General features: G+C 37.7%; 11 protein-coding genes. 2 read left to right on the top strand and 9 right to left on the bottom strand.

Annotated features, from left to right (window positions below; translation table 11 throughout):
* Positions 1–8: 8 nt before the first annotated feature.
* On the bottom strand, positions 9–1001 hold the full coding sequence (locus ACE1ET_RS00945) for a hypothetical protein (protein ID WP_375726479.1): 993 nt from the start codon (positions 999–1001) through the stop codon (positions 9–11).
* A 214-nt stretch (positions 1002–1215) separates the two neighbouring features.
* Between ACE1ET_RS00945 and ACE1ET_RS00940 the strand changes: the two genes are divergently transcribed.
* Together ACE1ET_RS00940 and ACE1ET_RS00935 are read left to right on the top strand one after the other, a co-directional pair.
* Positions 1216–1908 (top strand): Crp/Fnr family transcriptional regulator, encoded by a 693-nt coding sequence (locus tag ACE1ET_RS00940; RefSeq protein ID WP_375726478.1) that lies wholly within the window; start codon positions 1216–1218, stop codon positions 1906–1908.
* A gap of 97 nt (positions 1909–2005) precedes the next feature.
* Positions 2006–5071 (top strand): cytochrome c biogenesis protein, encoded by a 3066-nt coding sequence (locus ACE1ET_RS00935; protein WP_375726477.1) that lies wholly within the window; start codon positions 2006–2008, stop codon positions 5069–5071.
* Positions 5072–5092: 21 nt separating this feature from the next.
* On the opposite strand, the gene ACE1ET_RS00930 is transcribed toward ACE1ET_RS00935, so the two are convergent.
* From ACE1ET_RS00930 to tpiA, 8 genes are all read right to left on the bottom strand, one after another.
* Positions 5093–5629, bottom strand: coding sequence for an archaemetzincin family Zn-dependent metalloprotease (locus ACE1ET_RS00930; RefSeq protein ID WP_375726476.1), 537 nt, complete (start codon positions 5627–5629; stop codon positions 5093–5095).
* A 9-nt stretch (positions 5630–5638) separates the two neighbouring features.
* The gene (locus ACE1ET_RS00925) at positions 5639–6982 is read right to left on the bottom strand and encodes a sigma-54-dependent transcriptional regulator (RefSeq protein WP_375726475.1); all 1344 of its coding nucleotides are present in this window, start codon (positions 6980–6982) and stop codon (positions 5639–5641) included.
* A gap of 9 nt (positions 6983–6991) precedes the next feature.
* Positions 6992–8650, bottom strand: coding sequence for a sensor histidine kinase (locus ACE1ET_RS00920; protein ID WP_375726474.1), 1659 nt, complete (start codon positions 8648–8650; stop codon positions 6992–6994).
* 77 nt (positions 8651–8727) lie between these two features.
* Positions 8728–9447, bottom strand: a complete 720-nt coding sequence (locus ACE1ET_RS00915; RefSeq protein ID WP_375726473.1) for a glycine cleavage system protein H — start codon at positions 9445–9447, stop codon at positions 8728–8730.
* 19 nt (positions 9448–9466) lie between these two features.
* A complete protein-coding gene (gene nrfD, locus ACE1ET_RS00910; protein WP_375726472.1) occupies positions 9467–10681 on the bottom strand; it encodes an NrfD/PsrC family molybdoenzyme membrane anchor subunit in 1215 nt (404 codons plus the stop codon).
* Between the two features lie 12 nt (positions 10682–10693).
* Positions 10694–11551: a 4Fe-4S dicluster domain-containing protein gene (locus ACE1ET_RS00905; protein ID WP_375726471.1), complete on the bottom strand. Its 858-nt coding sequence runs from the start codon at positions 11549–11551 to the stop codon at positions 10694–10696.
* Positions 11552–11589: 38 nt separating this feature from the next.
* Entirely contained in the window at positions 11590–13263 is a 1674-nt protein-coding gene (locus ACE1ET_RS00900) for a hypothetical protein (RefSeq protein ID WP_375726470.1), read from the bottom strand.
* Between the two features lie 458 nt (positions 13264–13721).
* A complete protein-coding gene (gene tpiA, locus ACE1ET_RS00895) occupies positions 13722–14477 on the bottom strand; it encodes a triose-phosphate isomerase (protein WP_375726469.1) in 756 nt (251 codons plus the stop codon).
* Between the last annotated feature and the right edge of the window lie 10 nt (positions 14478–14487).

Here is a 14487-nt window from a genome sequence, read left to right as displayed (position 1 = left end):
TCTTTACGTTATTTAATAGCAGCCAGTGTATTTTTCAGCACGGCAATAATGTATTCAGGATTGTGAACACCCATGCTACGGTCTTCTTCTATACCTATATAGTTGTAGTAAGCTGCTGCAAGTGTACTTGAGTAAGTTCCCGGAACTACATGACCTTCTGCATCCAGAACATTATTTGCTGCTAAAACAGTAGCTATCTCTTCAAGTAATCCTTCAACTTCAGTCTGAACACCACCGATATCGAATGTAGTAGCATCGGTATGACATGCAGTACAGTTTGTAACATTAGCACTGAACGTATGACCACCATGCATTTCACTACCCTCACCGGTTGATTCACCCATGTGACACATTACACAGGCTCCGGCAGAAGCGTGAGTAGAAGATCCCGGTTCAGGATAACTCTCAGAACCTGAAAATTCAACAGCACCTACACCATCAACATATGTAGCCTGTGGTCCGTGGTGAGGTCCCCAGTGAGTACTTGAAATTCTGAAAGTCTCGTCAGCAAGAGAAGGACCTGCTGTTCTTGGTTGATGACAGTTGGCACACAAATTACTTGAAGCTTCAAAATCTACTGTCTCACCATTAATAATAAATGTTACAGGATCTTTGGCTCTTAAGGCAAAATCAGGGCCATCTGCTTCAAAATCAAGTGATTCATGAAAATCATGACATGTTTCACAGGAAATATGTGTCGGAATTGGAATATCAGCAGCAGTAGTATCCCTTCCGGTATGAAGCGTTTCTATGAAACCTTCGTTTGAATGACATCTTGCACAGGATTTTCTTCCTCCGGCATAACCCACATAAGCTCCGGCTGCATGCCCGGAAAGATTATATTCCACAGATTTTAATGTCATGTTCGCGTCGTTATGACATTGCTTACAGGTTGAGTTTGCATCAACGCCATCCATACCCGCAGGACCTTCACAGCTTATAATCAAGGCTGTAGCCATTAGTATTAAAAGTCCTTTTGCACAAATTAATGTTCTTTTCATTACAGTAGATTTTAATAGTTCTTTTACACCATAAAAGTAGATAATAGATTAATTCAATAAATTTTTCTTCATTAATCCTTTTCATTTGTAATGTTGATTGTTTTCCTTAATTTGCAAGACGAACATCATTTCAAACATTGATATATATCAACGAATGTTTAGATGTATATATATATAATTATTTATATTTTGCCGGGTCAAAAAAAAATTTGTAATGCGCGAGGGAAATAACAGGACGTGTCAGTTATGTACACATGGATGGGAGAACTTTAAAAATCTTACAACGGAAGAACTGGAGATTGTAAATGAGCACAGATTTGAAGCAACCTATCTCGCTGGCGAAATCATCATGAAGCAGGGAAGTCCTTGTTCCAATATGATATTTTTAGCAAATGGTATAGGTAAGGCTTATATTGAGGGTATTGATGGCAAGCGTATCGTTATAGGATTTCACAGACCAGGAAACATGTTAGTTGGCCCGGGACTTTACGGCAATAACCGGCACAATTATTCTCTTTCGGCACTAACCGATCTAAGAGCTTGCTTCATTGATTCAGCCATTATAAAGGAAATGGTTTTAAAGAATGGTAAATTTGCCGAAGGCTTGATTAAAGACATTTCATTAAAATCTCATAACACTTTCCAGCAGCTCCTTAATTTAACCCAAAAAAAGATGCATGGAAGACTATCTGACGGAATATTATATCTCTCAAACGAATTATTTAAATCCGACAAGTTTAAATGTATGTTGACAAGACAGGAATTGGGAGAACTTACGAATATGACCAAAGAAAGTGTTGTCAGAATTTTAAATGAGTTTGACAAAGAGGGAATATTAAAGGTTCATGGTGACGAAATTCAAATCATAGATAAAGAAAAATTGGAGCACATTTCAATCTCCGGGTAAACCGGTAGAAAGCCTTCCTGTTTTAGTTTCAAATTAAATTTACTATACATTATATAATAGGTTCTGTTTTTCAGAACAAGATTTTAGATTATTAGAGATGAAAAAATTTTACAATCTGCTTTTTTCTCCCGTTTTAATGGGAATACTTTTGGTAATACTGGGATTCGCTTTAGCCGTTGCAACATTTATTGAAAATGACTTCGGCGCTGAAGTGGCACGAATGAAAGTTTATAACTCGCACTGGCTGGAGATTCTTTTCCTTTTGCTTGCTATAAATATGACAGGCAGAATTTTCAGGTTAAAGCTTTACAAACCTAAAAAGTTCACCATATTCCTGTTTCACATTGCGTTTATCGGGATGATTGCCGGTGCAGCAATTACCCGTTATTTTGGGTATGAAGGAACCATGCATATCAGAGAGGGACAGGCTTCTTCAAGCATTGTCACAGCGGATAAAATTCTTAAAATAAAAACAGATGCCAATGATCCTGTTATTATTAATACTACAGGAAATATTGCAAATAAGGGGAAATTTGATGAAACCGTTGTGCTGGACGGCAAACCGCTGAACATCACCCTGACAAACAGGTATAATAATGCATATGAAAAAGCTGTTGATACAGATAATGGCCATCAAGTTGTTGGTTTTGTATTATCCGGTCCCGGATTCAGAGGATTCCAGTATCTTAAACAGGGAAATACCATTGAACTTGGAAACATGTCTTTGTCATTCGATGGGCAACCAGGAACTGATATTAACTTCAGCTATGAAAATGACACGTTATATTTGCATTCAGACGTGCATATTTTTATAACGGAAATGGGCAAGCATTCAGAGGTTAATATATCAGATAAAAAAGTACCGTTTGAACCTAAAAAACTTTACAAAATTGGACAATACAATCTGGTTTATCAGGACTTTAAGAAAAATGCTGAATTGATACCTGTGCAATCTGAGGTTAAAAACCATATGCTTGGGACGAAGGTTATAGAGTTTCGGCTTCAATACGGAGAAGCTATTAAAAATCTCTATTTATGGGAAAAGGACTGGAATAATTCATATGTTCAGACTGATATAGGCGGACATAATGTAGCACTTTTTTACGGGAACCATACCGTGGATTTACCATTCAGTATTTATTTAAAAGATTTTGTTATTGACAGGTATCCCGGATCAATGAGTCCTTCCTCTTTTTCAAGCTTTGTTACCTTAAGAGATAAAGGCAGTGAACCGATAGAATTTCACATTTATATGAACAATATTTTAAAGCACAATGGATTCAGGTTTTATCAATCATCGTATGACAGTGATGAGCACGGAACCATACTATCTGTAAACAGTGATAGATGGGGCACGACAGTAACTTATTTTAGCTACGCAGTACTCTTTTTGGGAATGATCTTGTCCCTGTTGAACAAAAACTCGTTTTTCAGAAAAACCAAATTGAATGAGAAGCTTGTAACTATATTGGCTTTCATCGTGATCTCAGTTTCTGCGAGTGCCCAAATGGCAAATGACAATATGCCTGACAGCCACCGTTCTATCGATAAAAAGCATGCAGAAAAATTCGGTGAGCTATTAATTCAAAACACACAGGGACGAACAGAACCGGTATATACGTTTGCATCGGAGCTGATGCGAAAAATATCCCGAAAGGAGACCATTATGGGTATGAATCCGGTTCAGTTATTTATGGAAATGAATATGCAGCCATCGCACTGGTCTAAAGCACCTATTATTCGCATTAGTAATGGAGAGTTACAAAATCTGCTGGGCTTAAATGGCAAATACGCTTCTTATTCAAGTTTTATGGACCCTCAGACAGGATATGTTTTGCGTCAAAGGGTACAGGTGGCTTTTGAAAAATCTCCGGGCGAAAGAACAAAACTGGATAAGGCCATCATAAAAACGGATGAAAAAGTAAATATCTGTTATGCTATTTTTAGTGGTGAATACCTTAAAATGTTTCCTGTCCCCAATTCAAGGGACAGTATTTCATGGTTTATTGCGGATGAAGCTGCAAAAAGAGCGACAACCAGCGAAGACTCCGTATTTTTAGCCAGCATTTTAAAAACTTATTATGGTGAGGTTCTTAATGCAAAAAGCACGGGAGATTATTCCCTGGCAAACGAGTTGGTGGAAGGAATCAATACATTTCAGCGCAAACATGCAGGATACAATCTGCCATCAGATTTTAAAATTAATGTGGAGATCCTGTATTACAAACTCAATCCGTTTAAATTTTTATTTCCATTTTATGCCACTTTAGGGGTGATTTATCTGTTCATGCTGATTGCTTTTATCGTAAACGGGAAAAGCGTTCCGGGTATTCTGCGGAAAGGATATTTTTACCTCTTACTGTTGGCCTTTGCTGTTCATGTTCTTGCAATAGCCGCCAGGTGGTATATCTCGGGTCATGCACCGATGAGCAACGGATACGAATCGATGATATTTATCTCGGGAATCACACTGCTTGCAGGGTTTATATTTCATAAATTATCTCCGTTTGCACTGCCGGCAACAACAGTGTTAGGAGGATTAACGTTAATGGTGGCCAATCTGTCATTTATGGATCCGGTCATCACAAATCTTGTTCCGGTATTACAATCTTACTGGTTGACGATTCATGTCTCTGTTATCACTGCCAGCTATGGATTTTTAGGATTAGGTGCCATATTAGGACTTATAAATATGATATTGATGACTTTAAGGACATCACGTAACCAACAGCGCATCATAACTAATCTGGAGTCTTTAACTATTTTAAACCACAAGACTTTAATTGTTGGCCTGTATTTATTAACCATAGGTACATTTTTAGGTGCTGTATGGGCCAACGAATCATGGGGCCGTTACTGGGGATGGGATCCAAAAGAAACCTGGGCATTTATATCTATTCTGGTTTACACCATTGTGACACACTCAAGGCTTATTCCAGGCTTAAAGGGAATTTTTACATTTAACGCATTATCCGTATATGGATTTGCATCTATACTGATGACATATTTTGGGGTGAATTATTACTTATCAGGATTACACTCTTATGCAGCCGGTGACCCGGTACCTGTTCCTTCATTTGTATATTATACAACTGCTGCTATATTATTACTGACGATCGTTGCAGCATTTCAGTATGATAAAATGAAACAGATTAAAAGCTAGCTTAGAAATTGGTTTGTAATTTTACAATCCAAGTTTTGAATTACAGCTTCTGCAAAAGCGAATGGATTTTTGATCAATATCTTCCACATAGGTACTCGACTGCATGACGCAATCAGGCGTAAAACAATGAATTAATCCAAATTCATGACCAAGTTCATGAATGACTTCTTTTTGAAAACGGGTCAGCATTAATTCATTATCCGGCTTTAATCCGTAGCGTTCGTTGTATAGCCTGTAGTTTGAAGAAATTCCGGTACTCCCGTTTAGATAGGCTTGTCCGAAAATATAGGTTAAAATTGGAATAAAAAGGTCCACCTGAAATAAACCCATAATTTTATTTTCACCCGGGTTGCGTAAAGAATCCACCTTTTTAAGCAACAGGTCACCATTATACTGCCGGCGTGAAGGGTTGTAATATTCTATCAGTTCTACATTTCCATTTCTAATTGTCACCTCACGGTGGAATACCATCTTTACAGTATTTGCCACCGTATCAATATATTTCATGTCGAAATTACCACATGTAATAAGCGTGATATTTTGTGTGGAATTAACCAAGTCCTGTATTTATTTTTTGACCTGCTTCAGATTGTATTTTTTTATTTTATTGTATAAGGTGACCCGGTCAATTTTTAGTGCTTTGGCGGTTTGAGAAATATTCCAGTTATATCTGTCCAGAATTTGTATGATGTGTTTTTTTTCGTTTTCATCTAAGCTCTCCGCCGTGCTCACCTCCACTTCGCTTCCCACCGGAAGATCTTTTAAACGGATCTCTTTCCCATTGCCTATTACAATAGCTCTTTCAATCATGTTTTCAAGCTCCCGTACATTTCCTGGAAATTCAAAACTTTCAAGACGCTTTAATGCAGCAGGTTCAATTTTAATTGCATCACGACTCATAGAAGAACAATATTTCGTGATAAAATAATTTACCAGCAGCGGTATATCATCCGTCCGGTCCCGCAATGGAGGCACATGAATATTGACCACATTCAGTCTGTAATAAAGATCTTCTCTGAATGTCCCCATCTCTACCATCTTCTTGAGATCTTTATTCGTTGCACATATTACCCTGAAATCGGATTCAATCTCCTTGGTTCCTCCTACTCTGACAAATCGTTTGGATTCCAGCACCCTTAATAATTCAATCTGCATTTTGAGTGGAATGGTTGCAATCTCATCAAGAAAAATGGTCCCGTTATCAGCCATTTCAAAACGCCCTTTCCTGTTATACATGGCACCTGTAAAAGCACCTTTCTCATGTCCGAACAATTCGCTTTCCAGTAGTGATTCCGATAAGGCACCACAATGCACACTTACCAAGGGGAAGTATTTACGGGGAGAATTAAAATGAATGGCCCTGGCAATCAATTCTTTTCCTGTCCCGCTTTCTCCTGTTATAATTACCGATGAATTGGATTGCGCAACACTTTCCACCTCCCGGAGGACCTTCTTCATCGGTTCACTATTACCTATCAGATCCTCCACATTTTCAAGTGAAATAACTCTTTCCTTTAAAGACTCGTTTTCTTCTGACAGCTTTATTTGTTTGGAAACATTATTTATTAAATGGGATAATTCATCCGGATCGAAGGGTTTTGTCACATAATCATATGCCCCATCCTTAAGCGCCTGAACAGCTGTATTTACAGTGGCGAATGCCGTCATCATAATAACAATTGACTTGTCGTTCAGTGTCTTAATGCGTTTCAACATTTCCATTCCATCCATTCCCGGCATTTTAATATCTGCCAGAACAATATCATAAGGATGGGATTCAAGAATTGAAAGTGCCGTTTTAGCATCCTGTGCGCAGGCAACCTCATAACCATCCTCAATAAACCAGTTATATAATGAATCACGGACAGATTCTTCGTCGTCTACAATCAAAATAGATATTTGCTGTTCCATAAAATTTTATTATTGGTTTATTAATGAGAACTTTATGCTTACTGTAGTACCTTTACCTACAGCAGAAGTAATACTGATTTCCCCGTTATGATTTTGTATTATCCCGTGCACAATAGCAAGTCCCAGCCCTATTCCGCTCGTTTGATGTTTTGTGGAGAAAAAAGGTTCGAAAACATGTTTCAGGTTCTCTTCAGAAATTCCCGCTCCATTATCTGTAATATCCAATACAATACTTTTATCATCTTCATTACGGGTTACCATAACAATCTCACCATTTTCAGTTATCGCTTCTGTAGCATTTACCAGAATAGCAATAAACGCCTGTTTAAGTTGAGCCGCATTACACGAAATCAGATCCTGTGTCGCATCATATTTGGTAATAAGTCTGATGTTGGCAATTTTAACAGAGTGAAGCACAATTTTAGTGGTCTCCTTTAAAATATTATGCAGATTTTTGGTTTCAAAATTATCCTGATCTTTTCTTGAGAAATCCAATAGTCCTTTCACAATATCCCCACAACGTATTATTTCATTCTCAACAAACTGTAAGTGCTTTAAAATACTCTGACGCTTTTCAGTAGAAATATCCTCCTTTCTCAGCTGTCGTGACACAAGTTTGGTATAAACCAACATACCCGAAAGCGGATTATTCAATTCATGGGCAACAGAAGCAGATAATTTACCCAAAGAGGCAATCCGTTCAATATGTATCATCTCATTTTGAGCCGCACTTAATTCTTCGGATTTCTTTTGAACCTTATATTCCAGCTGCTTCGACCAGTTTTCAAGTTCTGTATTTGCAGCCTGTAATTTGTCAAGCATATCATTAAAAGCCACAGAAACCATGTGAATATCGCCAAGTTGATTTGGTTTTAATGCCAGGCGAATTGAATTGTCCCCGTTAGCAACCGCAACACTTGCCCTGGTAAGATCATTTAAAGGCTTTCTGATTTTCTTACCCGTAAAAAATACAAGAAAGGTAGCGAGCAAAAATGTGGTTACCAATGCCATTGCAAAAAAATCCGTCGATGATTTGGCAACGGCTGTATCCAGGTCATCCAACGGAGCTTTAATGATAAGTGAACCAAGTACTTTTTCGTCCGGACCATGTGCATGACATGCAGCAGTATAGCACGAAGGCTGATTCAGTATAGGTGAGCGAATCATTAAATGCCTGTGATTATTATCATTATCCGTCATGGTACAACCACTTTTCATATCAATAATCCGGTACGCTTTCTCTGTAGCCGGAAACATCTCCGATAAATTACTGTGGCATTTTATGCAATCCGGATCGCTATGCTTATGATCGTCGGAAGAAAACGAAGTATAGATAAGATTATTTTCACTGTCGTACATATCAACCTCATCAATTCCTGACATTGTATTGATGAGATCGAGCGTATTTTGAAGTCCGGTCTTATCATTTTCGAGCATGGAAGTATAAAGTGCCCCTTCAACAATTGACCCAACATTATTCCCGTTCTGTCGAATCACTGTTCGCAAATAATCTCCGTAAACAGCCCTGAATATTACGCTGAATGAAAGAAATAAAATCAGCGATAACAGTACAATAATTAAAATAACCCGGCCATATATTGATGACCGGATTTTTATGTAGCTTTCGAGGAGAGGTACAACAAATTTTGTTTTTATTCTGTGGAGCATAGCATCTAATCTCTTGCTTTAATAAGGCGCAAACAAGTTACAAAACATCATTTGAATAAAAAACTGATTAGAACGAATCATTCCGTTTTGTTTAAAAATTCATTTTGAAATTCCTGCCAGACCTGTTCGGGCATATCCGATAACGAATATTCCCTTAACTCGCCTCCATCCTGCATAACAGCTCCCAGTTCATTTTCATATTGTTCGTGCATATTAAAAACAAGAAATTCCTTAAACCGCACCAATTCTGCCTTAAGCCAGTCAAATGCTTCCACACCCAGTCGTATGTTTCTCGTTTCCTCTATCCAGTTGTTCGGCTCAATTTCCAGTAACCAACCTGAACCATACGGATCATTTACAGGAATGTTTTCAGGTTGATTGACCAATGAATTATTATCTCTCACCAATCCTGATATGGGAGAATGGATTTCAAGGTGTTTCTTTTCAGAATATATTTTTGCAATCAAATCTCCTTTTTTTACGCTATCACCACTTTTTAAAAGATATTCTACCTGGATGTTACCTACAATTTTTAACAACATTATATCCATCCCGACTTTAGCTATTCCGGTTCGCTCAAGAAATGTCCACGTATGATTCCTGTTTACAAAAATACCTCCCGGAACATGCATCATTGCAGCTTTAAGTATGCCCTTTGCTGTTTCCACCTGTTCCTTTAGCCTTGGTTTTCTTTTTATTAATAGCCAAAATGGAATTAGAAGCGCAAAAAAGATAATTGTAATAATATATTCAAATCCCTTGGTTTCAAATATATTGTGATATGTGAATTCATTCATTATACTATAATTTTACAGGTTAAATTAAATCCGGAGATTTTCGCAAAACAGGCATTCTTCGTACAATCCATCTGAATACCCATATTTCGATGAATATGATAGTTAACGTCACGACTACTTCCTGCCATGAAGGGACATAATGCGGTGTTTCGTACCATTTAAATGCAATTAATGAAACATTTAAACGATTTAAAAGGATACCAACAAGCGTCATTAATGAAGCAATTTTTACCAACGTAACATTCTGCTTTTTAAAACTTATAAAGAACAGAATCATCGGAGTAAGAACAAAACCTAACATTTCCAGAAGATACCAGTAACCATAGCCTGTATTCAGATATGTCCAGTTTTTCTCGTGTACAAAAACAATAACTGACATAAACAGATAAGCAAACAGAGTTACGGTACAGATTTTAGCAAGACCTATTAGTATCTTGTGGTATGATTCATGGAACTTTTTATCCAATTGGTTTGAAAACACCTTATGGCTTATTGATCCTTCAAAAACAATAAGGGAAAAACCGGCAAAAATACTTGAAACCACGAACATCAGTGGCAGGTAAGGATTATACCAGAGCGGATGAATCTTTTCCTTTGCCATTAAAAACAGTGCACCGATACCACTCTGATGTAATATCGAAAGTGTGATCCCAAACACTACAGCACCAAGAGTCAATCCTGTTAGTATCCGGTGTGCTTTTTTTGCGTTCAGCCATTCTGCAATGGCAGGAGAGAATTCCAGTAATAATGCCAGCATATACAACAAAAAATGCCAACCTACCAAAAACAGTACTGAACTTACGCCATAATTATTTCCAATTATAACATTCACAATATGTAACGGTCGCCCTAAGTCCAGTAAAAGAGCGCAGGAATAAAAAAAGTAAGCAAGGAAGCCATTCAGGACCGTCACTCTCATTATGGGTTTATACAATTTCAGGTTAAGTATATGTACCATGAAAACAAGCACATAAGCTCCTCCTGCGAATGCCACTCCTGTCACAACATCAAAAGCTATCCAAAGTCCCCAGGGGAACTCCTGCGATAAATTTGTTACCGAGCCTAACCCTTCTGAGAATCTTACAAAAATGATGTATAATCCAACCAGAATTACTGGTACGCTTATAAGGTTAAACGGGGTAAAAATATTACCTTTTGGCTTCAGCTCACTTATTAAAAACCGAAATCTGCTTTGTGATTTATTAATGGTTGTTGTTGCGTCTGTAGTTGTCATATTTAGCATTGATTATTCCTCCTTATTTTGGTTTCTGAATTTTACAGCTTCATGTATCCCTAATAGTAATCCCGGTAATAATATATCAACCGGGGCTATGGATGATATAAAACCTTTGGTCAGGGCCGGATAAGAACTATGCTGCAGATTTGTTTTTAGTCCAAGCTCTTCAAAAGGAACGGGTGAAATGTATAGCCATCCTGTTCCTCCTGCTTCGTGTTCACCGTAAATCTGATCAATATAAACATCAGGGCTTTCTGCAATTCGCTTATGTGCTTCAGCCATCAGTTCCCGACGTGTTCCGAATTTCAATGCATCGTAAGGGCAGTTGTAAACACAATTAGGGGCCTCACCCTGCTCTATTAACTCATAGCACATCGTACACTTCTGAATGACAGGATTCGTGCTATTGTATTCAAATTTTGGCATATCAAACGGACATGAAACCATACAGTATCTGCAGCCCATACATTTGTCACCACGCCAGATCACCGGACCTTTTTCTGTTTTATGCATTGCCTCGGTTAAACATGCTGTACAACAAGCCGGATCATTACAGTTCATACATTGTGTTCGAACAAATAGTTTTCCTTTTGAGGTTTGTTTCGCATTGACAACAGTGCGTTGTATTTCACTGGTTTTACGGGTGACACCTAGTTCAGCACCGTCTTCAGGATATGGTAATCCGTTTGCGTCCGCACAGTCAATTTCACAGCCGCAACATCCTTTGCAACGTGATATATCGTATAATATCCCATGCAATTCGTTTGTTTCTTTGGGATTCGTATTTGCAACAAGCTTTTCTCCCGTTGTAACAGCAACACCTGTCACACCCAATACCTTTAAAAAATTTCTCCGATTTAAATTCATGACGATTTTTATTAGATAAATAGTTAGCTGAGTTTGTATTATCTGTCCAAAAACTGACATTGAAACTCTTCCCAAACATCAGGCCCCATTTTACTTAATGTATTTTCCAACAGTTCTCCACCATCCTGAAAAACCAACCCGCTTTCTTTCATTTGGGGATCACGTCTGACAACAGCATTCGTAATAAAATCCTTAAACCGGGAAAATTCCTGTGTTATCCATTCTTTATATTTAAAAGCACTGTTCAGATAAATCCTTTCAATATTCCAGTCATCTGGTGTTATTTCATAAACCCAACCCTCGTCATACGGCACATCATTTAGTTTCGACACATCATAAATCAGATCGCTGTTGAAAGCCTGAACTGTACCAGATACCGGAGAACTTACCTTAATCTGCTTTCCATCCTGAATTAAGGTAAGCATATGTTCACCTTTGGTTATTTTTTCGCCCTCGCTTTTCATGATTACTCTGCTCACAGGACCTGAAACTTGTGCCAGAAAATCATCGAGACCAATCCTGACACTGCCATTTTTTTCCAGAAACGCCCAGGTATGTGTTTTATCAAAATATACGCCCTGTGGAATCGTAAGACTTTTTAATTCCAAAGCCCTGGGAGTTTTGGTTATAAGGCCATTCCGGCTTTTTCTCCTTCTTGAAATAAGTACCAATAATTCAATTCCTGCAATCGTTAATAAAATCAGAACAACGGGTATTAAAATATATCCCGGAATAAAAGGATCCGGTTTAACAGATATTGGAAAAGTAACAGGTTCATTGAGCTTAGATAATTTTGATGGAATCTCTGCATATACCAATTCCTGGTATCCATTTCCTGCAATTAAAGGTTGCCCTTTCGTAATGACCCATTTAATAAAAGTTGAGTTTTCATCTCCAATCGTTTGTTTTAAAGATACGAGGTATATACTGCTGTATAATGCTTTTGGATACTTGCCGATCCAAACACCGCGCTGAAATGAGCCTAAATCAGTATAAATATTTTCAGTATCATCAATAAAACCATTTGCGTTTTTATCGATTGGCAACACATGAACGCTACTTTCAGCAGGTGCTTCCAAAGCATGGATATCAGACAATAGACATAATGCAATAGCATTCTTATTATTTTTGAGTTCGCGTTGAATATTGTCTGTTCCTGAAACAAACTGGACAGCCCATGATGCTTTATCCGTATTAAGTATACCATGAAGACATATCACAACCTCTTCACTATTTTCTACAAAAATCCGGATTGGAGCATCAAAAGATTCGCCGAGCAAATTATGCCAATTCCTGTTTTGAGGATCAAGCAGTAGTCGGGTTAACTCATCAACTGAAATGCCCTGTTTTAAAACTTCTTCATAGAACGGATTGCCTTTATTAATTAAAGGAACAAGAACAGACCGCCCAATGGCCATCTTCCAGCTTTCCTTTAAACTATAATTGGTAAGGTCATAATCGTTTACCAGAATTAACGCATCATCGTTCTGAATGTCGCTCTTTTTTTCCAATGGAGTTGTAGTACTTTTCATGGTATTACTTCCGGCATTGAACGACTCAGAAAGATTTGTTGCAAGTTTCATGAGATCAGGGCTGTATAAAACGGAAACCGTCTGAGCCTTTTCTTCTGAATAGTTCTGCCCGGATGACACATAGCCGAACAACAAACTACCCGTTAACAGTCCAATTGATATAAGCGTTTTTGTTTTCATTATTGAAAGGTTTTAATGATTTATTTCTGCATTATTTTTTCTAAAATCACTACATACTAACCAACAATAATGCCATACATTTTAATCAATTAATTATCAACAAATTACAACACGTTTGCATAATTATTAATCACTTTAAAGTGTTGTAATTTTAAACACCTATAGTCACATTTCACACTAATACACTATACCGCAACTACTTACACCATGTGTTTAAATTATATACATATGTTTATTTTTTCAACATCAAAAAATAACCTACTGATATACTGTGACTTAAACCTAAAAAATATATCACTTCTTTATGAAGGGAAATACAAACTGGAACTGACTGACTGTTGAAAAAGAAGAGAATAAAATAAGGGATAAGGTCAGAAAACGTTGAAGTTAGGTGCAAAAGGGCATAAAAAAACCGGTTAAATAACCGGCTTTTTATTTTATTATTTGAAGGTGTAAAGCTACCAGGCTTCCACTATTCCCATAAAATCATCTACTTTCAGCGATGCACCACCAATAAGACCACCGTCCACATCAGGGTTAGCAAACAACTCCGGTGCATTAGAAGCCTTACAGCTACCACCATATAAAATGGATGTTTCATCGGCTATTTCAGCTCCAAACTGCTCAGCAATAGCATCACGAATTGCTTTATGCATTTCCTGTGCCTGTTCAGATGATGCTGTTTTTCCGGTTCCGATTGCCCAGATTGGCTCATAAGCCAGAATAAGTTTTTTAAAATCTTCCACAGAAAGATTGAAGATTGTTTCCTTCAACTGGTTTATAACATATTCATTCTGTGTTCCTGCCTCGCGAATATCCAAAGCTTCGCCACAACAATAGATTGGGGTCAGACCGTTTTCCAAAGCTAAAGCAACTTTCTCATTTAATATGGCACTGGTTTCTCCGTAATACTCGCGGCGCTCGCTGTGACCTAATATAACATAACCTGCACCGGTTGATTTTACCATTTCAGCAGATACTTCTCCTGTGTATGCACCACTGGCTTTATCAGCACAGTTTTGTGAACCTACACCAAGAACAGATGTATCAACGGCATCAACTACAGAAGCCAGGTGAATGAATGGTGTGCAAATGACCACATCGCAATTAACTTTTTTACCTTTCAAAACTTCATTAAGCCCTTTTGCTGTTTCAATTCCTTCAGCAAGAGACTTGTTCATTTTCCAGTTTCCTGCAACTACTTTTTTTCTCATGATTATTTTA

It is taken from the genome of Quyinboa mangrovi (assembly GCF_042219825.1).
Lineage (GTDB): Bacteria > Bacteroidota > Bacteroidia > Bacteroidales > UBA5342 > JBHJHP01.
The sequence above is the reverse complement of the archived record's forward strand: the minus strand, read 5'-3'. Positions and strand labels throughout refer to the sequence as shown.

Bases quoted from the DNA above. Each gene is read 5' to 3' on its own strand.
- ACE1ET_RS00940 (WP_375726478.1), top strand. From the start codon at position 1,216: ATGCGCGAGGGAAATAACAGGACGTGTCAGTTATGTACACATGGATGG.
- ACE1ET_RS00935 (WP_375726477.1), top strand. From the start codon at position 2,006: ATGAAAAAATTTTACAATCTGCTTTTTTCTCCCGTTTTAATGGGAATA.
- ACE1ET_RS00920 (WP_375726474.1), bottom strand. From the start codon at position 8,650: ATGCTCCACAGAATAAAAACAAAATTTGTTGTACCTCTCCTCGAAAGC.
- ACE1ET_RS00915 (WP_375726473.1), bottom strand. From the start codon at position 9,447: ATGAATGAATTCACATATCACAATATATTTGAAACCAAGGGATTTGAA.
- nrfD (WP_375726472.1), bottom strand. From the start codon at position 10,681: ATGACAACTACAGACGCAACAACAACCATTAATAAATCACAAAGCAGA.
- ACE1ET_RS00900 (WP_375726470.1), bottom strand. From the start codon at position 13,263: ATGAAAACAAAAACGCTTATATCAATTGGACTGTTAACGGGTAGTTTG.
- ACE1ET_RS00905 (WP_375726471.1), bottom strand. From the start codon at position 11,551: ATGAATTTAAATCGGAGAAATTTTTTAAAGGTATTGGGTGTGACAGGT.
- tpiA (WP_375726469.1), bottom strand. From the start codon at position 14,477: ATGAGAAAAAAAGTAGTTGCAGGAAACTGGAAAATGAACAAGTCTCTT.
- ACE1ET_RS00925 (WP_375726475.1), bottom strand. From the start codon at position 6,982: ATGGAACAGCAAATATCTATTTTGATTGTAGACGACGAAGAATCTGTC.
- ACE1ET_RS00945 (WP_375726479.1), bottom strand. From the start codon at position 1,001: ATGAAAAGAACATTAATTTGTGCAAAAGGACTTTTAATACTAATGGCT.